The following is a 24,148-nucleotide window of genomic DNA, read 5'->3' on the forward strand; positions in this document are numbered from 1 at the left end:
CCCCGCCGAAGCAGGGATATAGTAAACAACGAGTGGTTGTCAGCTTTACGCGTTTTTCATTAGGCGAGGAATCGTATCGTCGCTACGAAGCGTCAGTACTTCACAACCTTCTTTTGTTACTACAATGGTATGTTCCCATTGCGCAGAGTTCTTGCCGTCGCCCGTGTAAACAGTCCAGTCATCTTGTGCATCAACAGAGCAACCAAATTTACCTGCGTTAATCATCGGCTCAATAGTAAAGCACATGCCTTCTTTTAATACGCGGCGGTCTTTGTTCTTGTAATGAACCACTTGTGGCTCTTCATGGAACTCATCGCCGATACCGTGACCACAGAAGTCTTTCACAATAGAAAACTTGTTGCGAGGATTGTTCTTGTTGTTCTCTTTGATGTACTTCTCGATAGCTGTACCGATGTCACCAACCGTTGAACCTGGCTTAACGGTACGCATACCAACATACAGTGCTTCTTGAGCTACCATGCACAGACGTTTGTTTGCAGGCGAAACATCACCGACTAGGAACATCTTAGAAGTGTCACCATGGTACCCCTGAGGACGCACGCTCAGATCGGCATTCTCATCATTTGGAACGATTACGGTAATATCAACGTTTAAGATGTCACCATCTTTTAGTACCGCCGGCTTCATTTGGCCGTTGCTACCGATTTCGTCTTTTTCCGCTGGAATACCATGGCATACGATATGGTTGATTGAAGTACAGATCGACTTAGGGAAACCATGGTAATCAAGCGGAGCAGAGTATGCGCCTTTTTCTAGAGCGTACTCATGACAGATTTTGTTTAACTCTTCTGTCGTCACACCAACTTTGATGTGTGGTTCGATCATTTCTAGAATCTCTGCGGCTAGCTTGCCCGCAATGCGCATGCGTTCTATTTCTTCAGCAGTTTTAATCTTGATTGACATTGGCTTTCTCTACTTATTCCTATGCACGTAAACGTGCGAATGGCCGCATTCTATCAGACATCGGGGCGTTAACCCAAGTTAGATAGGAATATGCATCATTCTTAATTCGATCATATGTTTAAAGTTTTGCTTATAAATAGGAGAAAGTGGCTCGGTGAAGAAATAATTTTTACTAGCCACAGTGAGCTAAAATATGGTATAAAGCGCGCCGGAATAGAGGACTGTTCTCTTCGTTTAGCAAAGTTAAGCGGCGAAGCAAGCTTCATCCGAATAACCTTTTATCTTTAAATCACACACATTCCGTCACATATTCCGGGGTGCTGAGCAGAAGCTTGGTCGGAGTTATGGGGAATGTGGAGGCCTAACCCCATAGAGGATTTTAAAATGGCAACTGTATCAATGCGCGATATGCTAAAAGCTGGTGTTCACTTCGGTCACCAGACTCGTTACTGGAACCCAAAAATGAAGCCATTCATCTTTGGTGCTCGTAACAAAGTTCATATCATCAACCTAGAAAAAACTGTACCAATGTTCAACGACGCTCTAGCTGAACTAGCTAAAGTTGGCGAGAAGAAAGGTAAGGTTCTATTCGTAGGTACTAAGCGCGCTGCATCTGAAGCTGTTAAAGAAGCTGCAATCGCAAGCAACCAGTTTTACGTAAACAACCGCTGGTTAGGCGGTATGCTTACAAACTACAAAACAGTTCGTCAGTCTATCAAGCGTCTAAAAGAACTAGAGACTCAATCTCAAGACGGTACTTTTGACAAACTAACTAAGAAAGAAGCTCTAATGCGTACTCGCGAAATGGAGAAGCTAGAGAAATCTCTTGGTGGTATCAAAGACATGGGCGGCCTACCAGACGCTCTATTCGTAATCGACGCTGATCACGAACACATTGCAATTAAAGAAGCTAACAACCTAGGTATTCCAGTATACGCTGTGGTAGATACTAACTCTAACCCAGACGGCGTTGACTACGTAATCCCAGGTAACGACGACGCGATCCGCGCTGTACAGCTATACCTGAACGCTGCTGCTTCAGCAGTATCTGAAGGTCGTAACAAAGATGTAGCTGCAGTTGCTGAAAAAGACGGTTTCGTAGAAGCTGAATAATAGCGGCTCTGTGTCACACTTGGTCTATGTGAAACCTTTGTGTAGCATAAACTAAGTTATAGTTAGCAATGGGGGCCGACAATGTTAGGCCCCTGTTTTTTACCTTATTTCGAATCAAACGAGGAAGACAGAATGGCAACTGTAACTGCTGCTCTAGTTAAAGAACTTCGCGAGCGTACTGGCGCTGGCATGATGGAATGTAAGAAAGCGCTTGTAGAAGCAAACGCTGACATCGAACTAGCAATTGAAAACATGCGTAAATCTGGCGCAGCGAAAGCAGCTAAGAAAGCTGGTAACGTTGCAGCTGAAGGCGCAATCATCATCAAAGAAGAAAACGGCGTTGCTGTTCTTCTTGAAGTTAACTGCCAAACTGACTTCGTTGCTAAAGACGGTAACTTCACTGCATTCGCAGAAGAAGTTGCAGCTGCAGCTCTAGCTTCAAAAGCTTCTGTTGAAGAACTACAAGCACAATTCGAAGACGCACGTGTAGCTCTAGTAGCTAAAATCGGTGAAAACATCACTATCCGTCGCGTAGAATACGTTCAAGGCACTGCAATCGCTTCTTACCGTCACGGTGAGAAAATCGGTGTTGTTGTTGCTGGTGAAGGCGACGCAGAAACTCTTAAGCACGTTGCAATGCACGTTGCTGCTTCTAAGCCAGAGTTCGTTAACCCAGAAGACGTACCAGCTGACGTAGTAGAAAAAGAGAAAGCGGTTCAAGTTGAAATCGCAATGAACGAAGGCAAGCCTGCTGAAATCGCTGAGAAGATGGTTGTTGGCCGCATGAAGAAATTCACTGGCGAGATCTCTCTAACAGGTCAAGCTTTCATCATGGAGCCTAAGAAAACTGTAGGCGAAATGCTGAAAGAAAAAGGCGCTTCAGTTTCTACGTTCGTTCGCCTAGAAGTAGGTGAAGGTATCGAGAAGAAAGAAGAAATGAGCTTCGCTGAAGAAGTTGCAGCAGCTCAAAAAGGTTAATCCTTAGAGACTGTATAAAGATTAGACCGTAGCCAAGGCTGCGGTCTTTTTATGAGCAGTGAACGATTAGCCGTGATGAATAGCCATAACTGAAGTTGTGTCTATTCATGACTGTTAATCAACAACTCTCTTTGGAAGGTAAACTCCATGACTACGAACCCTAAACCAGCGTATCAACGTATTCTATTAAAACTGAGTGGTGAAGCTCTTCAAGGTGAAGACGGTTTTGGTATTGATCCTGCGGTCCTTGATCGTATGGCACAAGAAGTTAAAGAACTGGTTGAACTGGGTGTTCAGGTTGGTGTAGTTATCGGTGGCGGTAACTTGTTCCGTGGTGCAGGCCTAGCTGAAGCTGGTATGAACCGCGTAGTTGGTGACCACATGGGTATGCTTGCTACAGTAATGAATGGCCTAGCGATGCGTGATGCTCTTCACCGTGCATACGTAAATGCGCGCGTTATGTCTGCAATCCCTCTAAAAGGCGTATGTGACGACTATAATTGGGCTGATGCGATCCGTGAGCTTCGCCAAGGCCGAGTTGTCATCTTCTCTGCTGGTACTGGTAACCCGTTCTTTACAACGGATTCTGCTGCTTGTTTACGTGGTATCGAAATTGAAGCGGATGTTGTACTAAAAGCGACGAAAGTTGATGGTGTATTTACTGCTGACCCTGTAGCAAACCCAGACGCAGAGCTGTATGATAAGCTATCTTATGCAGAAGTTCTGGATAAAGAGCTGAAAGTTATGGACTTGGCGGCGTTTACGCTAGCTCGTGACCACAAAATGCCAATCCGCGTATTTAATATGAACAAGCCAGGCGCACTACGTCGCGTGGTTATGGGCGAAGCAGAAGGCACGCTCATCAACGAATAAGCTTGGCTTAAGGTGCCACTCCAAAGCGTTAGGGTGGTGCTTGCTTTGCTCAACCGTTTTAGGCTTTCTTCAGGAAAGATGACATTTTTAAGGTGAAACTGTGATTAACGAAATCAAAAAAGACGCGCAAGAGCGCATGGATAAAAGCGTTGAAGCGCTTAAGAACAACCTTTCTAAAATTCGTACAGGTCGTGCACACCCAAGCCTACTATCTGGTATTTCTGTAGAATACTACGGTGCAGCAACACCTCTAAACCAAGTAGCAAACGTTATTGCTGAAGATGCGCGTACACTTGCAATCACGGTTTTTGATAAAGAGCTGACGCCGAAAGTAGAAAAAGCGATCATGACGTCTGACCTTGGTCTAAACCCTATGTCAGCTGGCACTATCATCCGCGTTCCACTTCCACCGCTAACGGAAGAGCGTCGTAAAGACCTAGTTAAGATCGTTCGTGGTGAAGCTGAAGGTGGTCGTGTTGCTGTTCGTAACATCCGTCGTGACGCAAACAACGATCTTAAAGCGCTTCTAAAAGATAAAGAAATCTCTGAAGATGAAGACCGTAAAGCACAAGACGAAATTCAAAAGCTAACTGACGTTGCAGTTAAGAAGATCGATGAAGTTCTTGCTGCAAAAGAAAAAGAGTTGATGGAAGTTTAATACTCCCACACACATCACTGTTGGAAAACGCTGTGCTCACAGCTCAGCGTTTTTTTATGTTAGTCTATCCAACTGATGGAACTCAATTAACTCCCTATGCAAAATTCTCAAGCCTTCTCTGATTCCCTTCCTAAGCATATTGCCATCATTATGGACGGTAATGGCCGTTGGGCTAAGTCCAAAGGAAAACCTCGCGTATTTGGTCATAAAAAAGGCGTTAGTGCCGTTCGTAAGACCGTGGCTGCTGCTTCAAAACTAGGCATTAGAGCCATGACGCTGTTTGCTTTTAGTAGTGAAAACTGGCGTCGTCCGGAGGAAGAAGTGGGTCTTTTGATGGAACTGTTTATCACGGTCCTGTCTAGTGAAGTAAAAAAACTACACAAAAATAACTTACGGTTGCGCGTGATCGGTGATACCAGTCGATTTAGTGAGCGTCTACAAAAGAAAATTGTAGAAGCAGAAAACCTAACGGCAGATAACACGGGTATGGTGATCAACATTGCAGCCAACTATGGCGGTAAATGGGACATCACAGAAGCTGCTAAAACGTTAGCGCTAAAAGCACGTAACGGTGAAATTCGTGTAGAGGATATCAATGAGCAGCTAATCACTGAGCATTTGACCATGGCAGACCTACCGGAAGTGGATCTTTTAATTCGCACCAGTGGAGAGTGCCGCATCAGCAACTTTATGTTGTGGCAAATGGCTTATGCAGAAATGTACTTTACACCAGAGTACTGGCCAGAATTCGATGAAGACAGTTTGGTAGAAGCTGTGACTTGGTTTATCAACCGAGAACGTCGTTTTGGCTGTACAGGTGAACAAATAAAGGCATTGATGGCAGCTCAATAAGGACTAGTTAGTTTGAAACAGAGAATAATAACAGCACTAATTTTAGCTCCCCTGGTTATTTTAGGCATTTTTAAATTACCGCTAATGGGCTTTATTGCCGCTTTAACTGCAATAACGCTATTAGGTTTTTGGGAGTGGACTCAGTTTACAGGAAGCAACTCTCGCATTGCTGCCCTTGTGCCGGCAATCATTATTACCGGACTTAGTTTTCTATACATCTCGCCTGATGCATATAGCCTCAATCACTTAACGACACCTCATTATGTCGTCTTGGGTATTGGTTTTGTTTGGTGGATTATTGCTAGCTTAATGGCGATTACTTACCCCAAAACGACGAAATCTTGGCAAAGTAATTTTGTTTTACGTCATGTATTTGGTTTTCTGACATTAATCCCATTCCTTTGGAGTGTGATTATTCTCAGAGCGTATGACATCACTGTAGATCCATACCACGGCGCAAAGCTTGTGTTGTACGTTTGTTTCTTGGTATGGGCTGCAGATAGCGGCGCCTACTTTGCAGGCAAAAGCTTAGGCAAACGTAAGATGGCTCCTCATGTAAGCCCCAATAAAACTATTGAAGGGCTAATTGGTGGCATTATCACGGCATTAATCGTAGCGTGGGCATTTGCTGATTGGTTCGACATCCAGTTCACTAGCCCTGTCCATATGGTGCTGATTACGCTAGTGACTGTCGTTATTTCAGTGCTTGGTGATCTGGTTGAAAGTATGTTCAAACGTGTCTCAGGCATTAAAGACAGCAGTAACATTATCCCAGGGCACGGTGGTGTGCTAGATCGTATCGACAGCCTAACCGCAGCATTCCCAGTTTTTGCTCTTCTTTACTACGTATTCTAATTTATCAGGAGCGGCGTCGTCGCTCCTGAGCTTTCTAACGGTCTTACAACATGCAAAAGTTAACGATTCTTGGTGCTACTGGATCAATTGGTGCAAGCACGCTTAAAGTGGTCGAACAAAACCCAGATCTGTTTTCTGTCGTTGCCTTAGCGGCAAGCACTAACGTTGAAAAGATGATCGGTCTATGTCGTCAGTGGCAACCTAAGTATGCGGTCATGGCAGATAAAGCTGCGGCGTCTCAACTTCAAGCTGAGCTACACTCGGTTTCGCCAGGTACCGAAGTGCTAGGTGGTGTTGATGCGCTATGCCATATTGCTTCGCTGGACGAGGTCGACAGTGTAATGGCTGCTATTGTAGGAGCAGCTGGCTTATTGCCTACCATGGCTGCCGTGAAAGCAGGTAAGCGAGTCTTGTTGGCAAATAAAGAAGCACTTGTAATGTCAGGCCAGCTATTTATTGATGCTGTAGAAGAATTTGGCGCAGAGCTACTTCCCGTCGACAGTGAACACAACGCCATTTTCCAATGTTTACCACAGCAAGTACAAACCAATCTAGGTCGTTGCAATTTACAAGAACATGGCATTTCTCATATTTTGTTGACTGGATCTGGTGGTCCTTTCCGTTACACTGACATCGCAGAACTGGAACAGGTGACACCCGCTCAGGCGATTGCTCATCCAAACTGGTCGATGGGGCCAAAAATTTCTGTTGACTCTGCCACGATGATGAATAAAGGCCTTGAGTATATCGAAGCTAAGTGGCTATTTAATGCTGCTCGCGAACAACTGAAGGTGGTTATTCATCCTCAATCGGTAATTCATTCTATGGTTCAGTATCGTGATGGTTCGGTCTTGGCACAAATGGGAGAAGCGGATATGGCGACGCCAATTGCGCTCACAATGTCATACCCGTCAAGAGTGGAAGCTGGGGTTAAGCCGCTAGACTTCACGAAAGTTGGTGAGCTGACGTTTTTGCAGCCTGATTTTGCTCGTTACCCATGTTTAAAACTCGCAATTGATGCCTGTTATGAAGGTCAACACGCAACAACAGCATTGAACGCAGCTAATGAAGTCGCTGTTGATGCATTTTTAAATAACAGACTAGGTTTTACCGATATTGCTCGCATCAATGAGTCTGTGTTGAATAAAATCAACGCAAGCTGCAAAGCTGAGAATGCGAATAGCTTGGAAAGCTTGCTCGAGCTAGATAGAATGGCACGAACTATTGCCCTAGAAACCATACGCGAGCGTAGCTGATGACTGGTATATTGTGGAATCTCATTTCTTTTATCGTCGCACTGGGCATTCTTGTTGCCGTGCACGAATTTGGGCATTTTTGGGTTGCTCGCCGTTGCGGCGTTAAAGTTGAAAAGTTTTCAATCGGTTTCGGCAAGTCTATTTGGAGTAAAGTAGGCAAAGACGGAACGGAGTACAGCATCTCAATGATCCCTCTCGGCGGCTATGTGAAAATGGTTGATAGTCGTGTCGATGAGGTGCCAGAACATGAGAAGCACCTAGCGTTTGATAAGAAGCCGTTATGGAAGCGAACCTCTATTGTTGCGGCTGGCCCCATCTTTAATTTTCTTTTCGCAATTTTTGCCTATTGGCTGGTATTTCTAATTGGTATCCCGGCTGTTAAGCCTGTAATTGGTGAAGTTACGCCCAATTCGATTGTTGCGGAAGCTGGAATTGAATCTGGAATGGAACTTAAATCGATATCTGGTATCAAAACTCCGGATTGGGAATCAGTAAATATGGGATTGATTTCTCATATTGGCAATGATTTGATGACGGTAACACTAACGTCAGCGAATGAAGTTGGTTCAGAAGTAACGAAAACGCTCGATTTACGTGAGTGGAAGTTCGACCCAGAAACTCAGTCAGCGATGCTGTCGTTAGGTTTTGCTCCGTATACACCGGAGGTGTATCGAGTTATCGAGCAGGTCTCGCAAGGTGGAGCGGCGGAAAAAGCCGGTGTGCTTCCAGGTGATGAGGTTGTCGCAATTGGTCAACAACGCGTAACCGAATGGAAGCAAGTGGTTGAAGCGGTTCGTTCTAATCCTGATACACCGCTTGAATTGACGGTGTTACGTCAGGGTTATGAGCAAACATTGACGCTGACGCCCGGTAGCCGTGAGCTCGCTAACAAAGAAGTCGTTGGTTTTGCAGGTATTGCACCTAAAGTCGCAGAATGGCCAGAAAGTTATCGCTTCGATCTTCAGTTTGGTGTATTCGAGTCAATAGGTAAAGCAGTAGACAAAACTGGCCAAGTCATTGGTTTGACAATCAGCATGCTTAAGAAGCTGATTGTTGGAGACGTTGGTCTGAATAATCTGAGTGGACCAATATCAATAGCCAAAGGCGCAGGCGCGACAGCAGATTATGGTTTGGTCTACTTTTTAGGTTTTCTCGCTCTAATTAGTGTTAACCTAGGTATTATTAACCTCGTTCCTTTACCAATGTTGGATGGCGGTCATTTGTTGTTTTTTGCAATTGAAGCAGTCATTCGACGTCCTGTTCCTGAGAAAGTGCAGGAAATGGGCTTTAGAATTGGTGGTGCGATCATCTTCTCGCTCATGGCGTTAGCGCTATTTAATGATTTTACTCGTCTGTGATAGTTCAGAGACAAAAGCAGTAGCAAGGAATAATTAGAACAAGTATGGCGATTAAGCGAATTCTATTTGCAAGTTTACTGGCGACCAGTGTATCTGCAAATGGAGCAGAGAACTTCGTAGTTCAAGATATTGAAATCGATGGATTGCAGCGTGTAGCACTGGGTGCTGCATTGTTGAAAATGCCTGTACGTGTCGGTGATACCATTGGCCAAGGCGATGTTGCAGAAATTATCCGCGCCCTGTATGCATCTGGTAACTTTGAAGATGTGAAAGTGTTGCGTGACGGTGGTGTTCTGATGGTTCAAGTCAAAGAACGTCCTACCATTGCAAGCATCTCTTTTTCAGGTAACAAAGCAATCAAGGACGAGCAGCTACAAGAAAACCTGAACGCGTCTGGCGTTCGTGAAGGTGAAGCGCTTGACCGCACCACGCTAAGCAACATTGAAAAAGGCTTAGAAGACTTTTACTACAGCGTAGGTAAATACAACGCAACAGTAAAAGCGGTGGTTACTCCACTACCACGTAATCGTTCTGACCTTAAGTTTGTCTTTACTGAAGGTGTGTCGGCAAAAATTCAGCAAATCAACTTTATCGGTAATGAAGTGTTCAGTGATGAAGAACTGCTTTCGCGCTTTAACTTAAATGTTGATGTGCCGTGGTGGAATTTCCTTTCTGATGAAAAGTATCAAAAGCAAGTCCTTGCAGGTGATATTGAAGCACTCAAATCATTCTACCTGGATCGTGGTTACTTAAAATTTAACGTTGATTCGACACAAGTTGCAATCTCTCCTGACAAGAAAGGGGTATACATTACTCTTGGTCTAGAAGAGGGCGAGGTTTACACCGTTAAGGACGTGAAGTTCCGTGGTGATTTGATTGGTGAGGAAGCGACGTTCGAAAGACTTGTGCCATTTGAAGACAATGAGACATACAACGGCTCGTTGGTTACTTCAATGGAAGAAGGAATTAAGCGTGTGCTTGGTGAGTCCGGTTATGCTTATCCTCAAGTGAACACCATTCCTGAGTTTGACGACGAGAATCAAGAAGTTTCTTTGGTCGTTAACGTAGATCCGGGTAACCGAATTTATGTTCGTGATATTCGCTTCACGGGTAATAACTCAACCAAAGATGAAGTCCTTCGTCGTGAAATGCGTCAGATGGAAGGCAGTTGGTTGAACTCGAAATCGATTGAAACGGGTAAAACTCGTCTAAATCGTTTGGGCTACTTTGAAAATGTTGAAGTACAGACGGTTCGAGTTCCTGGTAGTGATGATCAAGTTGACCTAGTTTACTCTGTCAAAGAAGCGAACTCTGGTAGCGTTAACTTCGGTGTTGGCTACGGTACAGAATCGGGTGTGAGCTTCCAGGTTGGCCTGCAACAAGATAACTTTATTGGTAGCGGTAACCGTGTTGGTATCAATGCGATGATGAATGACTACCAGAAAAACATCAGTCTAGATTACCGTGATCCGTACTGGAACTTAGACGGTGTAAGCTTAGGTGGTAAGGTTTTCTATAACGAATTTGAAGCGAAAGAAGCCAATATCGTTGACTATACCAACGAAAGCTATGGCGCGAGCTTAACGTGGGGCTTCCCATTCGATGAGTTGAACCGTTTTGAATTCGGTGTCGGTTATACGCACAACAAGATCGGTAACTTATCGCCTTACTTGCAGGTAGAGCAGTTCTTACGAGCACAAGCAGACAACATTGATTCTAGTGGGGCGTTGAACACAAACGACTTCGACTTCAATATCTCTTGGACACGTAATAACTTAAACCGTGGTTACTTCCCAACGGCAGGTAACCATCAGCGTGCATTCTATAAAATGACCGTACCTGGCTCTGACGTTCAATACTTCAAAATGCAGTACGATGTTCGCCAGTATGTGCCATTGACTAAAAAGCACGAGTTTACCCTCTTGTTCCGTGGCCGCTTAGGTTACGGTAATGGTTACGGTCAAACGGATGGTAACGATAACTTGTTCCCATTCTACGAAAACTACTACGCAGGTGGCTTTACATCGCTTCGTGGCTTTGGCTCAAACTCTGTTGGTCCTAAAGCGGTTTACCGTGATACATCTGGTTCAAACAATGGCGCAGATACAGCAACAGATGACTCTGTTGGTGGTAACGCCGTAGCGCTAGCAAGTGTTGAGTTGATTGTCCCAACACCATTTGCATCAGAAGAAGTGCAAAACCAAATTCGTACCAGTATCTTCTTTGATATGGCAAGTGTTTGGGATACGGAGTTTGACTACCGCGATTCAGGTGCGGAATATGGTGACCGTTACTACTACGATTACTCAGATCCAACCAACTACCGCTCTTCTTACGGTGCGGCGTTGCAGTGGATGTCTCCAATGGGGCCACTAGTCTTCTCACTAGCGAAACCAATTAAGAAATTTGATGGCGATGATGAAGAGTTCTTCACATTCACTATCGGTAGAACTTTCTAAAGAGGAAAATATTTTGAATAAAATGATCAAAGCGGCTGGGATTGGCCTTCTTGTACTGAGCTCTTCAATGTTTGCAAATGCGGCAGAAGCTGCACAGAAAATTGCTTACGTAAATACAGCTCAAGTTTTTCAAGCTCTTCCTCAACGTGAAGTTGTACTACAAAAAATGCAGAAAGACTTCAAAAGCAAAGCTGATGAACTGAAGTCAATCCAAGCACAAGCTAAAACAAAGATTGAGAAGCTACAACGTGACGGCGAGCTTTTGGGTCAAGACGAAGTTGAAAAGCTACGTATCGATATCGCGAAGCTAGACAGCGAGTACAAAGTGAAAGCACAAGCACTTGAAAAAGCAAGTGCGCGTCGTGAAGCTGAAGAAAAAGCGAAGCTTTTCAAAACGATTCAAGATGCAGTTAAGAAAGTCGCAGACAAAAATGGTTACGATCTTGTGATTGATATCTCTGCTTTGCAGTACGGCAAGCCAGAATACAATATTTCTGAAGACGTAATTAAAGCTCTAAAATAAGAAGTTATGAAGACATTAACATTAGCCGAATTGGCGACAATTACCGGGGGTGAGCTGTTTGGTGACGAGTCTCTCGTTGTAAGCCGTGTTGCTCCAATGGATAAAGCACAAGAAGGTGACGTAACCTTCTTGTCTAACCCAAAATACGCAAAACACCTTTCTGAGTGCCAAGCTACCGTTGTTATGGTAAAGGCTGAGCATAAAGATCAATGCGTTGGAAGTGCGCTAGTGGTTTCAGACCCTTATGTCGCATTTGCTCGTGTGGTCCAAGCGATGGATACCACACCAACACCGGCAGACGATATTGCACCAAGTGCTGTGATTGCCGCTGACGTTAAGATGGGTGAGAACGTTACAATCGGCGCTAATGCTGTGATTGAAACGGGCGTAGAACTCGGCGATAACGTAAGCGTTGGCGCTGGTTGTTTTATCGGTAAGAACGCCAAGCTAGGGAATAACACCAAGCTTTGGGCTAATGTCACTATCTACCATGAAGTGTCATTGGGTGATGACTGTCTCGTTCAATCGGGTACCGTCATTGGCTCTGATGGCTTTGGTTACGCTAATGACAAAGGCGAGTGGATTAAAATTCCTCAGCTTGGTTCAGTGCGTATCGGTAACCGCGTTGAGATTGGTGCTTGTACTACGATTGACCGCGGTGCACTCGAAGATACTATCATTGAAGACAATGTCATTCTGGATAACCAACTTCAAATCGCGCACAACGTGCAGATCGGATATGGTACCGTGATGCCTGGTGGTACTATTGTCGCAGGCAGTACAAAAATTGGTAAGTACTGCCAGATTGGCGGCGCGTCTGTTCTGAATGGCCATATCACTATCGCAGATGGTGTGGCGATTACAGGTATGGGCATGGTAATGCGCAGTATCGAAGAAAAAGGCCTTTACTCATCAGGTATTCCACTACAAACGAACAGAGAGTGGCGTAAGACCGCAACTCGAGTTCACCGTATTGATGAGATGAATAAGCGCCTAAAAGCGGTTGAAAAACAGCTGGAACAGAAAGAAGAAATTTAGAACAAGTTATCTTTCGCTCTGTATTTAACACGAAGGCTAACAAGCTCTAGTTCCATATTCTGTACGAAGACTCGCGAAATGCGGGTCTTTTTCTTCTATAATGACGCGCTCTAAGTAGATTTAACTCCAAGATGGTGCGTATTTTGCTAGTATATTGTAAAGCGATTCGGCTTTACGACCTGTTGCCACGTTTGCCATCTTGGCGGCAAAAAATTGATATAGGAAGACGACTTTGACTACTGAAAAGAAAACGATGAACATCTCTGAAATTCAAGAGCTACTACCTCATCGCTACCCATTCTTATTGATCGACCGAGTGATAGACTTCCAAGAAGAGAAGTACCTTCACGCGATTAAAAACGTGTCGGTTAACGAACCTCAGTTCACAGGTCACTTTCCTCAACTACCAGTATTCCCAGGTGTTTTGATTTTAGAAGCAATGGCTCAGGCAACAGGCTTACTTGCATTTAAATCATTTGGTGCACCAACAGAAAATGAACTGTACTACTTTGCAAGCGTAGACGGCGCGAAATTCCGTAAACCAGTGGTTCCGGGCGACCAATTGGTTATTGAGGTAGAATTTCTGAAAGAACGTCGTGGCATTGCTGCATTTAGCGGTGTAGCAAAAGTTGACGGCGAAGTAGTATGTTCTGCAGAACTGAAGTGTGCTCGTCGAGAGTTTTAATATGATTCATGAAACCGCTAAAATCCACCCGGCAGCGGTGGTAGAAGAGGGCGCCAAAATTGGTGCTAACGTAACAGTAGGTCCTTTTACGTACATCACCTCTACGGTTGAAATTGGTGAAGGCACAGAAGTGATGTCTCACGTTGTGATCAAAGGTCACACAACTATTGGCAAAGATAACCGTATTTTCCCACATGCTGTCATTGGTGAAGAAAACCAAGACAAAAAATACGGTGGTGAAGACACAACTGTGGTTATCGGTGATCGTAACGTCATTCGTGAAGCGGTCCAAGTTCATCGCGGCACAGTGCAAGACAAAGCAACCACGATCATTGGTGATGACAACTTATTATGTGTGAATGCACACGTTGCGCACGATGTTGTTATTGGTAACCATACTCATATCGGTAATAACTCGATTCTTGGTGGTCACGTTACAGTTGATGATTATGCCGGTGTGATGGCACTGTCTGCGATTCATCCGTTTTGTACAGTGGGCGCTTACGCTTACATTGGCGGCTGTTCAGCTGTGGTGCAAGATGTCCCAGCTTATGTACTCGCGCAAGGTAACCACGCTACTCCATTCGGCTTGAACCTTGTTGGCTTGAAGCGTAATGGCTTTGAGAAACCAGAGATTCGTGCGCTACAAAAAGCGTATAAAGAAATCTACCGTTCAGGTAAGACGCTAGAAGAAGTGAAGCCTATTCTAGCTGAAATGGCTCAAGAGTGGCCAGCAGTGAAGCGTTTCTCAGATATTCTGGAAACGACGGAACGTGGCATTATTCGTTAATTGGCGAATGAACCAATAAATAAAAAGATCGTGACCGAATTTGAGGTTACGATCTTTTTGTGTTTTATGGATAAGGCAAACCGTTATCCATAGCGCACAGGAAAAATAGCGAAGTAGATATGGAAAGACCATTACGTATTGGCATCATTGCCGGAGAATTGTCTGGCGATACGCTAGGTGAAGGCTTTATCAAAGCAGTAAAGCAACAATATCCAGACGCAGAGTTCGTAGGCATTGGCGGTCCGAAAATGATAGCCCAAGGTTGCGAGTCTCTGTTTGATATGGAAGAGCTTGCGGTGATGGGATTAGTCGAGGTTTTAGGCCGCTTACCGAGACTTCTTAAAGTGAAAGCTGAGCTCGTTCAGTATTTTACTCAGAATCCGCCTGATGTTTTCATCGGGATCGATGCTCCTGACTTCAACTTACGCCTGGAGCTTGACCTCAAGCAAGCGGGCATTAAAACCGTTCATTACGTGAGTCCGTCTGTTTGGGCTTGGCGTCAGAAGCGCATCTTTAAAATAGAAGCGGCAACGAACTTGGTACTAGCATTTCTTCCGTTTGAGAAAGCGTTCTACGACAAATTTAATGTACCTTGCGAGTTCATTGGTCATACCTTGGCTGATGCCATCCCACTAGAATCAGAACAAGCGCCTGCACGTGAGTTGCTTGGTTTAGAACAAGATAAAAAGTGGCTTGCTGTCCTGCCAGGCAGTCGTGGTAGCGAGTTAAAAATGCTCTCAGAGCCATTTATTGAAACCTGCAAGTTACTCCATAAAAAATTTCCAGAACTGGGGTTTGTTGTCGCGCTTGTTAATCAAAAACGCCGTGAGCAGTTTGAACAAGCATGGAAAGTGCTCGCACCAGAATTAGACTTCAAGTTAGTTGATGACACCGCACGCAACGTCATCACCGCATCCGATGCCGTGATGCTGGCCTCCGGTACCGTAGCGTTGGAGTGTATGCTTCTCAAGCGTCCAATGGTGGTGGGTTATCGTGTGAATGCATTTACTGCTTTTTTAGCTAAACGTCTATTGAAAACGAAGTATGTGTCATTGCCGAATATCTTGGCGGATGATGAGCTCGTCAAAGAATATCTACAAGATGAGTGCACACCAGACAATTTGTTTACTGAGGTTTCTCGCTTATTGGAAAGCGACAATAAACCGATGTTAGATAAGTTTACGGAAATGCATCATTGGATTCGTAAAGATGCGGACCAACAAGCCGCAAACGCGGTTCTAAAACTGATTGAGAAATAGAGATTTATCATGGCTGTTAAACCAAAAGCGACCAAAACCAAAGTTGAACTCCCTCCGTTTGAATATCCGCAAGGTTACCAGCTTGTGGCCGGAGTCGACGAGGTAGGACGTGGCCCTTTGGTGGGAGACGTCGTCACCGCTGCGGTTATCCTTGATCCTAACAATCCTATTGAAGGGTTGAACGATTCGAAAAAATTGACCGAAAAGAAACGCATGGCGTTGCTTCCTGAAATCAAAGAAAAAGCATTGGCGTGGGCGGTCGGGCGTTGTTCTCCTGAAGAAATCGATCAACTGAATATTTTGCAGGCGACTATGGTTGCGATGCAGCGTGCAGTGGCGGGGTTACAGGTTCAACCTGATTTGGTGTTGATTGATGGTAACCGTTGTCCGGAGCTGCCAATGGATGCTCAAGCTGTAGTAAAAGGCGATCTACGTGTTGCCGAAATCAGTGCGGCTTCAATTATTGCCAAAGTCGTGCGTGACCAAGAGATGGAAGAGTTGGATAAACTTCATCCACAATTTGGCTTCGCGAAGCACAAAGGTTACCCAACTAAAGTGCACTTTGAAGCGATTGAGCAACACGGAGTGATCAGTGAACACCGCAAGAGTTTCAAGCCAGTAAAAAAAGCGTTAGGCATAGAATAATCAAACGATCTAATTGGTGTTATAAACCCAACCTCTTTAGGTTAGAATCCCCAACAAAATAGAGTTACACGGTACCTGTTAATGTCAGATCCCAAATTCATCCACCTGCGTGTTCATAGTGACTTCTCGATGGTGGATGGCCTCAACAAAGTTCCGCCAATTGTAAAGAAAGTTGCTGAGCTCGGTATGCCCGCAATGGCGTTGACCGACTTTACCAACCTATGTGGTTTGGTGAAGTTTTACGGTACGGCGCATGGCAGTGGTGTTAAACCGATCATTGGTGCTGACTTTAAAATGCAGTCGGACGAGTTTGGTGAAGAGCTGACACAAGTGACTTTGCTTGCGGCGGATAATGTAGGTTATAAGAACCTGACGTTATTGATATCAAAAGCGTACTTACGTGGACATGTTCAACACTACCCAGTGATTGACAAAGCCTGGTTGGCTGAAATGTCTGAAGGCCTGATTGTATTATCCGGCGGTAAAAGCGGGGAAATTGGTCGCGGCCTTTTGAAAGGCAACCGTCAAATAGTGCAAGGGTGTGTTGATTTCTATAAACAGCATTTTCCAGATCGCTTTTATCTTGAGCTACTTCGTACCGGTCGTCCAGATGAAGAAACTTATCTTCACTTTGCGGTTGAATTGGCAGAGCAGCAGGACTTGCCAGTAGTGGCGACCAATGAAGTTGTATTCCTGAGTCCTGACCTATTTGATGCTCATGAAATACGCGTAGCGATTCACGATGGTTACACATTAGAAGATCCGCGTAGGCCAAAAAACTACAGTCCGCAGCAATATCTTCGTACAGAAGAAGAAATGTGTGAGCTGTTTGCTGATATTCCTGAAGCGTTAGAAAACAGTGTCGAGATAGCGAAGCGTTGTAACGTGACTGTGCGCTTAGGTGAGTACTTCCTACCAGCTTTCCCAACCGAAGGGATGAAAGAGACTGAGTTCCTAGTCATGAAATCCCGAGAGGGGTTGGAAGAGCGTTTAGAGTTCCTATTTCCAGATGAGGAAGAGAGAAAACGTCGCCGCCCTGAATATGATGAACGTCTTCAGATAGAGCTAGATGTTATCAACCAAATGGGGTTTCCTGGTTACTTCTTGATCGTAATGGAGTTCATCCAGTGGTCAAAAGATAATGGAATTCCTGTAGGTCCTGGACGTGGTTCCGGTGCTGGTTCTTTGGTGGCTTACGCACTAAAAATCACCGATCTGGATCCACTAGAATATGACTTGCTGTTCGAACGTTTCTTGAACCCAGAACGTGTTTCGATGCCCGATTTCGACGTCGATTTCTGTATGGATAAACGTGACCAGGTTATTGACCACGTTGCGGAAATGTACGGTCGCGACGCGGTATCTCAGATCATCACGTTTGGTACCATGGCGGCAAAAGCGGTAATCCGTGACGTTGGTCGCGTATTGGGCCACCCATTTGGTTTTGTTGATCGTATTTCAAAGCTGATCCCGCCCGATCCAGGCATGACGCTAGATAAAGCGTTTAAAGCTGAACCTGCACTACCTGAATTGTATGAGGCCGATGAGGAAGTTAAAGAACTCATCGACATGTGTCATATTTTGGAAGGCTGTACGCGAAACGCCGGTAAACACGCTGGTGGTGTTGTAATTTCACCTACAACAATTACCGATTTTGCGCCAATTTATGCAGACGCTGAAGGTCACTTTCCGGTTACTCAATTTGATAAAAACGATGTTGAGACCGCTGGCCTAGTTAAGTTTGACTTCTTGGGTTTACGTACCTTAACCATTATTGACTGGGCGTTAGGACTGATTAACCCACGCCTAGAGCGAGAAGGGAAAGAACCGGTTCAAATTGAATCCATACCGTTAGAAGACCCTGCCTCTTTCCGTTTGTTGCAAAACTCTGAAACGACAGCAGTATTCCAGCTTGAATCTCGAGGCATGAAAGAGCTGATCAAACGACTTCAGCCAGACTGTTTCGAAGACATTATCGCATTGGTAGCACTCTTCCGTCCGGGTCCTTTGCAATCGGGCATGGTAGATAACTTTATCGACCGTAAACATGGTCGAGAAGCGATCTCTTATCCAGATGAAAAGTGGCAACACGAGTCGCTAAAAGAGACGCTTGATCCAACCTACGGCATCATCCTGTATCAAGAGCAGGTAATGCAGATTGCGCAGATCTTAGCAGGTTACACGCTAGGTGGTGCGGACATGCTTCGTCGTGCAATGGGTAAGAAAAAGCCAGAAGAGATGGCAAAACAACGTGCTATCTTTGAAGAAGGTGCGATAAAGAACGGTATCGATGGCGAGTTGGCGATGAAAATCTTCGACTTGGTAGAGAAGTTCGCCGGTTATGGTTTTAACAAATCGCACTCTGCTGCTTATGCATTGGTTTCTTATCAAACTCTTTGGCTGAAAACACATTATCCTGCCGAATTTATGGCTGCGGTAATGACAGCCGATATGGATAATACGGAAAAAGTCGTTGGCTTGGTCGATGAGTGTTTCCGTATGAAGCTTACCGTGCTGCCACCAGACATCAACTCTGGCCTATATCGCTTTAATGTTGATGAAAATGGCGCAATTGTTTACGGTATTGGTGCGATAAAAGGGGTTGGTGAGGGCCCTATCGATGCGATTCTTGAGGCGAGAAATAAAGGTGGTCACTTTAAAGACCTATTTGATTTCTGTGCTCGAGTTGATCTAAAACGCGTCAATAAACGAGTGATAGAGAAGCTGATTTACGCGGGCGCGTTGGATCGACTAGGCCCACACCGTGCGGCGATGATGGCGTCACTCAATGATGCGGTAAAAGCAGCAAGTCAACATCACCAAGCTGAGGCGTTTGGTCAAACGGATATGTTTGGTGTGCTAACGGATGCACCTGAAGAAGTAGAGCATAAGTATACGCAGGTTCCGCCTTGGCCAGAAAAAGTGTGGTTAGAGGGCGAGCGTGATACCCTAGGTCTATATTTGACAGGGCACCCAATTAACGCCTACGTAAAGGAACTAAACAAATACACCAGTTGTCGACTAAAAGACGCAACGCCCACTCGCCGCGACCAATCTGTCACGGTAGCCGGCCTGGTTATTGCCGCTCGTGTAATGACGACTAAGCGTGGTACACGAATTGGCATTATGACACTGGATGACCGAAGTGGTCGCATGGAAGTGATGTTGTTCTCAGATGCACTGGATCGATACGCTGAACTTCTCGAAAAAGACAGAATTTTGGTCGTTTCTGGACAGGTCAGCTTTGATGACTTCAACGGTGGCCTTAAAATGTCGGCGCGTGAAGTTATGGATCTCGGCAGTGCGCGCGAGAAATACGCTCGTGGTTTGTCGGTATCGATAGATGCAAATCAGATCAACGATCAGTTTTTTGAGCAGTTCAGCCGTATTTTAGAACCGCACAAAGCCGGAACCGTACCCGTCAATGTATACTACCAGCGTGCCGACGCCAGAGCGCGGTTAACATTGGGCACCGAGTGGCGAGTTACGCCAAGTGATACATTACTCGACGATTTAAAACAGTTGCTTGGCAAAAGCCAGGTAGAACTCGAATTTAACTAAAAATTCAGCGCAATATGTTAGACGCTGAGTAAACAAGGATTCATAGATGAGCCTAAACTTTCTTGAATTTGAAAAGCCAATTGCAGAACTAGAAGCGAAAATTGAAGCATTACGTGATGTCTCTCGTCACGGTGGTGATTCTGCGATTGACCTGGATAAAGAAATCGAACAGCTTGAGAAGAAAAGCTTAGAGCTGAAGAAAAAAACCTTCAGCGACCTAGGCGCATGGGAAACAGCTCAACTGGCTCGTCACCCACTACGTCCTTACACGCTGGATTACATCCAACACGCCTTTGAGGAGTTTGATGAATTAGCGGGTGACCGCGCATTTGCAGACGACAAAGCGATTGTGGGTGGCATGGCTCGCCTTGAAGGCCGCCCTGTGATGATCATTGGTCACCAAAAAGGTCGTGAGACCAAAGAAAAGGTGAAACGTAACTTTGGTATGCCGAAACCAGAAGGCTACCGTAAGGCTCTACGCTTGATGGAAATGGCAGAGCGTTTCAACATGCCGATCATCACATTTATTGACACGGCTGGCGCGTATCCAGGTGTGGGCGCAGAAGAGCGTGGTCAATCTGAAGCTATCGCGAAAAACCTAAAAGTGATGTCTGGTCTTAAAGTGCCAGTAATCTGTAACGTTGTTGGTGAAGGCGGTTCTGGTGGTGCACTAGCAATCGGTGTAGGCGACTACGTGAACATGCTTCAGTACTCTACGTACTCAGTAATTTCTCCTGAGGGTTGTGCTTCAATCTTATGGCGTGATTCAGACAAAGCGCCACAAGCGGCAGAGGCAATGGGTCTAACTGCTCCGCGTCTTAAAGAGCTTGAATTGATCGACGAAATCATTGAAGAGCCACTAGGCGGCGCTCATCGCGATCATGTTCAAATGGCAGCGAATATGAAAGCGACACTACTTCGTCAGCTAGAAGATCTAGAACAATTGGATGAAGAGACGCTACGTGAGCGTCGTTACCAGCGTCTAATGAGCTACGGTTACTGTTAATTTCGGTGATTGCTATTAAGCGTTAGCTGATATCTCAAGTGATAACAGTTAAAATAGAAAGGGTTGGATGAGAGTCCAGCCCTTTTTTTGTACCTATCGGATCGCTTATGGAATCGCTTTACCCGCATTTTGCTCAAGTTCTCGGCCGCTACTATCAATTAGGCACTAAGGTTGTCTTGGCGTTTAGCGGAGGAGTGGATTCACGTCTTTTACTCGAATTACTCACTCGCTACCAACAAGCGCACTCTGTAGAGTGTCACGCTGTGTATGTGCACCATGGTTTAAGCTCGAATGCCGATAATTGGGCCGATAAATGCTTACTTTGGGCACAACAAGTGGGGATATCGTGCTCGATCGAGCGAGTGAGCTTAGACATCAGCAATGGTGAAAGTATTGAACTTCTTGCTCGTGAAGCTCGCTACCAAGCCTTAACTAAGTACATTCAAGAAGGTGATATACTGTTGACTGGTCAACATGCCGACGATCAAATAGAGACTTTTCTCCTTGCGCTTAAGCGCGGCAGCGGGCCTAAAGGGTTATCTTCGATGGCGGAGAGTATGCCGTTTTCTTGCGGATCTCTAGTTCGACCATTGCTTACTATCAAGCGGAAGACCATCGAAGAAGCCGCTACTAAATTAGGCTTGGAGTGGGTGGAAGACGAAAGCAATCAAGATACCCGTTATGATCGTAACTTTCTTCGTCATTGTGTTATTCCTGAATTGTCTGGTCGCTGGCCGAGTATCCATCAAGCGGTTCAGCGCAGTGCAAGTTTATGTGCTCAACAAGAAGCGCTATTGGATGAACTATTGAGCGCGGTGTTTGAACGCGCTTTACAAACGGATCTAAGTTTGAGTATTGAAGAACTGGCTAAGCACAGTGAATTAGCGCGTGCGCGCTTGATTCGTATGTGGCTGGCTAAGCTTAATACTAGTATGCCGACTCAGGTACAACTCAATCTTATCTGGAATGAAGTCGCATTAGCTCAGCAAGATGCCAACCCCAAACTACAACTTAAACAAGGTGAAGTGCGCCGTTTTCGAAATCGTCTCTATTGGGTAACGGAAACGGCTGATGTCACTAAGTGGCAAAGTACGATTCAAGTTGATGCGACTTTGTCGCTGCCTGAGGGACTCGGGGAGCTGACCTTAACGACGAGTTCTAGTAACGCAACGATTGCGCTACCGAGTCAGCCAGAATTGCTTCGCGTGACCTTCAATCCGGAAGGTTTATCAGCGCATCCAACCACGCGTAATCACAGTCGAAAACTGAAGAAGTTATTCCAAGAATACAATGTGCCAAGCTGGCTGCGTCGTCAAATTCCGATTTTAATGTACCAAGACCGAGTCGTTGCTGTGGCAGATCTGTTCGTTGATCAGGCGTTTAATGGTCAAGATTGTGAACTTATTTGGCGCAGGTAATGAAAATTCATGCCACAATGTCGATTATAAAATATAAAAATCCTTAAATAATAATTGATTAGGTGAAGCAATGAAGAAAACAATCATGGGTGCAATGGTGGCGTTAACCATGTTCAGTGGGCAAGCTCTAGCTGCGGGAGATGTCGCAGCAGGTCAAGCAAAGTCGGGAGTATGCGCGGCGTGTCATGGCGCTGATGGTATTGCTGTCATTCCGGGTTACCCAAATCTGAAAGGGCAAAATGAGCAATATATTATCAGTTCAATTAAAGCTTATAAAAATAAAGAGCGAACAGGTGGGCTTGCTGCTGTGATGCAAGCTCAAGCTTCATTGTTGTCTGATGAAGATATCGCTAACCTAGCGGCTTACTACGCAAGTTTGAAGTAAACGCGAGTCTGAAAAAGCTTGGACGATTGGGCATTGAGCAGTCCTCATTGAGTTTTATCAACTCACGATATTCGCTATGTTAATTTGCTCAGCCTGGATTTTCGCTGGTGGATCAGAGACAAACATTGAATGTTGCGAAACGCTAAACGATAATAAGCGCAATCGATTGAAGCTTAAGGGATGAACATGAAAAAAATTGAAGCGATTATCAAGCCATTTAAACTGGATGATGTTCGAGAAGCGCTAGCTGAAGTTGGCATTACAGGGATGACCGTCTCTGAAGTGAAAGGCTTTGGTCGCCAAAAAGGTCACACCGAGCTTTACCGTGGTGCAGAGTACATGGTGGACTTTCTACCTAAAGTGAAGCTCGAAATCGTTGTAACGGAAGATGTGGCTGATAAATGCGTAGAGACAATCATTGAAACCGCGCAAACTGGTAAGATTGGTGATGGTAAAATATTCGTCACTGATATTGAGCGTGTGGTTCGTATTCGTACTGGTGAAGAAGACGAAGACGCGATCTAAGGTTTCTTGTCACCTGTTTCGTATTTATTATGCTAAAAGGGAGCCAAGTGGCTCCTTTTTTGTTGTTTGCTTATTAGTGAAATCATTTAACCCGAGATTGGTTGTTCTAGATTTCGGGTACCTACATTCAGGTTTGTCGTATGTTTAAGCGTTTTTTTCTGGCGTTAGCTTTTCTTATTATGGCGGTATTGGTCGGCTTCCAGGTTATTTTCACCGTACCAGATCAGCCGCAAATCATTACTCAAACAGGCTCAGAGTTGACGCAGGATATTAGGTGTATCGAATTTAGCGGCTCAAAAGCTCTGGATCAGGGCGGTGAAATCAATGTACTTGTCTGGAATATCTACAAACAGAACCGAACGAATTGGCAAAGTGCACTCAATGAATTCTCTGCTGATAAGCAGTTGCTCTTATTGCAAGAAGCCAGCATGACACCATCTTTTAAGCAATGGTTGGTGGATGGCAACTGGGTCAGCAATCAAGTGAGTGCTTTTAAGGCGCTGGGTAGCGGTGCCGGTGTAATTAGTATTGCTCAAGGGCAACCAGAAAAAGCCTGCGCTTACACCTCTAAAGAGCCGTGGCTTCGCTTACCTAAGTCTGCATTATATAGCCAGTATCACTTGAGTAATGGCGAGAAACTCGCAGTGGTGAATGTACATGCGATTAACTTCACCGTGGGTACAAAAGAGTATGTATCTCAGTTAACGGCGCTTGAAATGCTTTTAAAGCATCATGTGGGGCCAATTCTATTTGCTGGAGACTTCAATAGCTGGAGTGAATCTCGCGTTAATGCGATGAGGCAGGCCTTAAAGGCTGCGGACTTACAAGAGGTGACGTTCTTGCCGGATCATCGAGTCCAATTTATAACAGGGTTACCACTGGACCATGTGTTTTACCGAGGTCTGACGCTTAAGTACGCAAAAGCGCCGCAGAGCGACGCTTCCGATCATAACCCATTGTTATTGTCATTTACGTTAAATAACTAGC

The 24,148-nt window shown here is 45.1% G+C and carries 22 protein-coding genes; 21 read left to right on the top strand and 1 reads right to left on the bottom strand.

Features of this window, described 5'->3' with window-relative positions; translation table 11 throughout:
* Nucleotides 1–45 precede the first annotated feature (45 nt).
* Nucleotides 46–924: a type I methionyl aminopeptidase gene (gene map / locus R7P80_RS07530; protein ID WP_005380326.1), complete on the bottom strand. Its 879-nt coding sequence runs from the start codon at nucleotides 922–924 to the stop codon at nucleotides 46–48.
* Between the two features lie 384 nt (nucleotides 925–1,308).
* Between map and rpsB the strand changes: the two genes are divergently transcribed.
* The 21 genes from rpsB to R7P80_RS07635 all read left to right on the top strand — a co-directional run bounded on the left by rpsB (nucleotide 1,309) and on the right by R7P80_RS07635 (nucleotide 24,147).
* Nucleotides 1,309–2,037 (top strand): 30S ribosomal protein S2, encoded by a 729-nt coding sequence (gene rpsB, locus R7P80_RS07535; protein ID WP_005380327.1) that lies wholly within the window; start codon nucleotides 1,309–1,311, stop codon nucleotides 2,035–2,037.
* 132 nt (nucleotides 2,038–2,169) lie between these two features.
* Nucleotides 2,170–3,015 (top strand): translation elongation factor Ts, encoded by an 846-nt coding sequence (gene tsf / locus R7P80_RS07540; protein WP_005380328.1) that lies wholly within the window; start codon nucleotides 2,170–2,172, stop codon nucleotides 3,013–3,015.
* A 147-nt stretch (nucleotides 3,016–3,162) separates the two neighbouring features.
* A complete protein-coding gene (gene pyrH, locus R7P80_RS07545) occupies nucleotides 3,163–3,888 on the top strand; it encodes a UMP kinase (RefSeq protein WP_005380329.1) in 726 nt (241 codons plus the stop codon).
* A 100-nt stretch (nucleotides 3,889–3,988) separates the two neighbouring features.
* Nucleotides 3,989–4,546, top strand: coding sequence for a ribosome recycling factor (gene frr, locus R7P80_RS07550; RefSeq protein ID WP_005380330.1), 558 nt, complete (start codon nucleotides 3,989–3,991; stop codon nucleotides 4,544–4,546).
* Between the two features lie 96 nt (nucleotides 4,547–4,642).
* Nucleotides 4,643–5,398, top strand: a complete 756-nt coding sequence (locus tag R7P80_RS07555; protein ID WP_005380331.1) for an isoprenyl transferase — start codon at nucleotides 4,643–4,645, stop codon at nucleotides 5,396–5,398.
* Between the two features lie 12 nt (nucleotides 5,399–5,410).
* On the top strand, nucleotides 5,411–6,253 hold the full coding sequence (locus R7P80_RS07560) for a phosphatidate cytidylyltransferase (RefSeq protein WP_005385351.1): 843 nt from the start codon (nucleotides 5,411–5,413) through the stop codon (nucleotides 6,251–6,253).
* A 50-nt stretch (nucleotides 6,254–6,303) separates the two neighbouring features.
* Nucleotides 6,304–7,509: a 1-deoxy-D-xylulose-5-phosphate reductoisomerase gene (gene ispC / locus R7P80_RS07565; RefSeq protein WP_005385353.1), complete on the top strand. Its 1,206-nt coding sequence runs from the start codon at nucleotides 6,304–6,306 to the stop codon at nucleotides 7,507–7,509.
* Nucleotides 7,509–8,867 carry a sigma E protease regulator RseP gene (gene rseP / locus R7P80_RS07570; protein WP_149191555.1) on the top strand — a complete coding sequence of 453 codons (1,359 nt, stop codon included), beginning with the start codon at nucleotides 7,509–7,511 and terminating at the stop codon, nucleotides 8,865–8,867. Before ispC ends, rseP begins: the two co-directional genes overlap by 1 nt.
* Before the next feature lie 44 nt (nucleotides 8,868–8,911).
* Nucleotides 8,912–11,326: an outer membrane protein assembly factor BamA gene (bamA, locus tag R7P80_RS07575; protein WP_005391802.1), complete on the top strand. Its 2,415-nt coding sequence runs from the start codon at nucleotides 8,912–8,914 to the stop codon at nucleotides 11,324–11,326.
* A 13-nt stretch (nucleotides 11,327–11,339) separates the two neighbouring features.
* Nucleotides 11,340–11,849, top strand: coding sequence for an OmpH family outer membrane protein (locus tag R7P80_RS07580; RefSeq protein ID WP_005391804.1), 510 nt, complete (start codon nucleotides 11,340–11,342; stop codon nucleotides 11,847–11,849).
* Nucleotides 11,850–11,855: 6 nt separating this feature from the next.
* Nucleotides 11,856–12,887 carry a UDP-3-O-(3-hydroxymyristoyl)glucosamine N-acyltransferase gene (gene lpxD, locus R7P80_RS07585; protein WP_171343218.1) on the top strand — a complete coding sequence of 344 codons (1,032 nt, stop codon included), beginning with the start codon at nucleotides 11,856–11,858 and terminating at the stop codon, nucleotides 12,885–12,887.
* 232 nt (nucleotides 12,888–13,119) lie between these two features.
* A complete protein-coding gene (gene fabZ / locus R7P80_RS07590; RefSeq protein ID WP_005380349.1) occupies nucleotides 13,120–13,572 on the top strand; it encodes a 3-hydroxyacyl-ACP dehydratase FabZ in 453 nt (150 codons plus the stop codon).
* 1 nt (nucleotide 13,573) lies between these two features.
* A complete protein-coding gene (lpxA, locus tag R7P80_RS07595; RefSeq protein ID WP_005380357.1) occupies nucleotides 13,574–14,362 on the top strand; it encodes an acyl-ACP--UDP-N-acetylglucosamine O-acyltransferase in 789 nt (262 codons plus the stop codon).
* Between the two features lie 119 nt (nucleotides 14,363–14,481).
* Nucleotides 14,482–15,621: a lipid-A-disaccharide synthase gene (lpxB, locus tag R7P80_RS07600; protein WP_047102603.1), complete on the top strand. Its 1,140-nt coding sequence runs from the start codon at nucleotides 14,482–14,484 to the stop codon at nucleotides 15,619–15,621.
* A gap of 9 nt (nucleotides 15,622–15,630) precedes the next feature.
* Nucleotides 15,631–16,266: a ribonuclease HII gene (rnhB, locus tag R7P80_RS07605; protein WP_033905509.1), complete on the top strand. Its 636-nt coding sequence runs from the start codon at nucleotides 15,631–15,633 to the stop codon at nucleotides 16,264–16,266.
* A gap of 81 nt (nucleotides 16,267–16,347) precedes the next feature.
* A complete protein-coding gene (gene dnaE, locus R7P80_RS07610) occupies nucleotides 16,348–19,827 on the top strand; it encodes a DNA polymerase III subunit alpha (protein ID WP_225491508.1) in 3,480 nt (1,159 codons plus the stop codon).
* A gap of 46 nt (nucleotides 19,828–19,873) precedes the next feature.
* Complete coding sequence (gene accA, locus R7P80_RS07615) at nucleotides 19,874–20,833, top strand: acetyl-CoA carboxylase carboxyl transferase subunit alpha (RefSeq protein ID WP_005380365.1); 960 nt, start codon at nucleotides 19,874–19,876, stop codon at nucleotides 20,831–20,833.
* A gap of 107 nt (nucleotides 20,834–20,940) precedes the next feature.
* Nucleotides 20,941–22,251: a tRNA lysidine(34) synthetase TilS gene (tilS, locus tag R7P80_RS07620; protein ID WP_149191554.1), complete on the top strand. Its 1,311-nt coding sequence runs from the start codon at nucleotides 20,941–20,943 to the stop codon at nucleotides 22,249–22,251.
* 70 nt (nucleotides 22,252–22,321) lie between these two features.
* Complete coding sequence (locus tag R7P80_RS07625) at nucleotides 22,322–22,636, top strand: c-type cytochrome (protein WP_033905507.1); 315 nt, start codon at nucleotides 22,322–22,324, stop codon at nucleotides 22,634–22,636.
* Between the two features lie 186 nt (nucleotides 22,637–22,822).
* Nucleotides 22,823–23,161: a nitrogen regulatory protein P-II gene (gene glnB / locus R7P80_RS07630; RefSeq protein ID WP_005380372.1), complete on the top strand. Its 339-nt coding sequence runs from the start codon at nucleotides 22,823–22,825 to the stop codon at nucleotides 23,159–23,161.
* A gap of 140 nt (nucleotides 23,162–23,301) precedes the next feature.
* A complete protein-coding gene (locus R7P80_RS07635) occupies nucleotides 23,302–24,147 on the top strand; it encodes an endonuclease/exonuclease/phosphatase family protein (protein ID WP_149191553.1) in 846 nt (281 codons plus the stop codon).
* Nucleotide 24,148: the final 1 nt, after the last annotated feature.

The sequence above is a fragment of the Vibrio sp. 2092 genome (genome assembly GCF_033339635.1).
GTDB classification, from domain to species: domain Bacteria; phylum Pseudomonadota; class Gammaproteobacteria; order Enterobacterales; family Vibrionaceae; genus Vibrio; species Vibrio alginolyticus.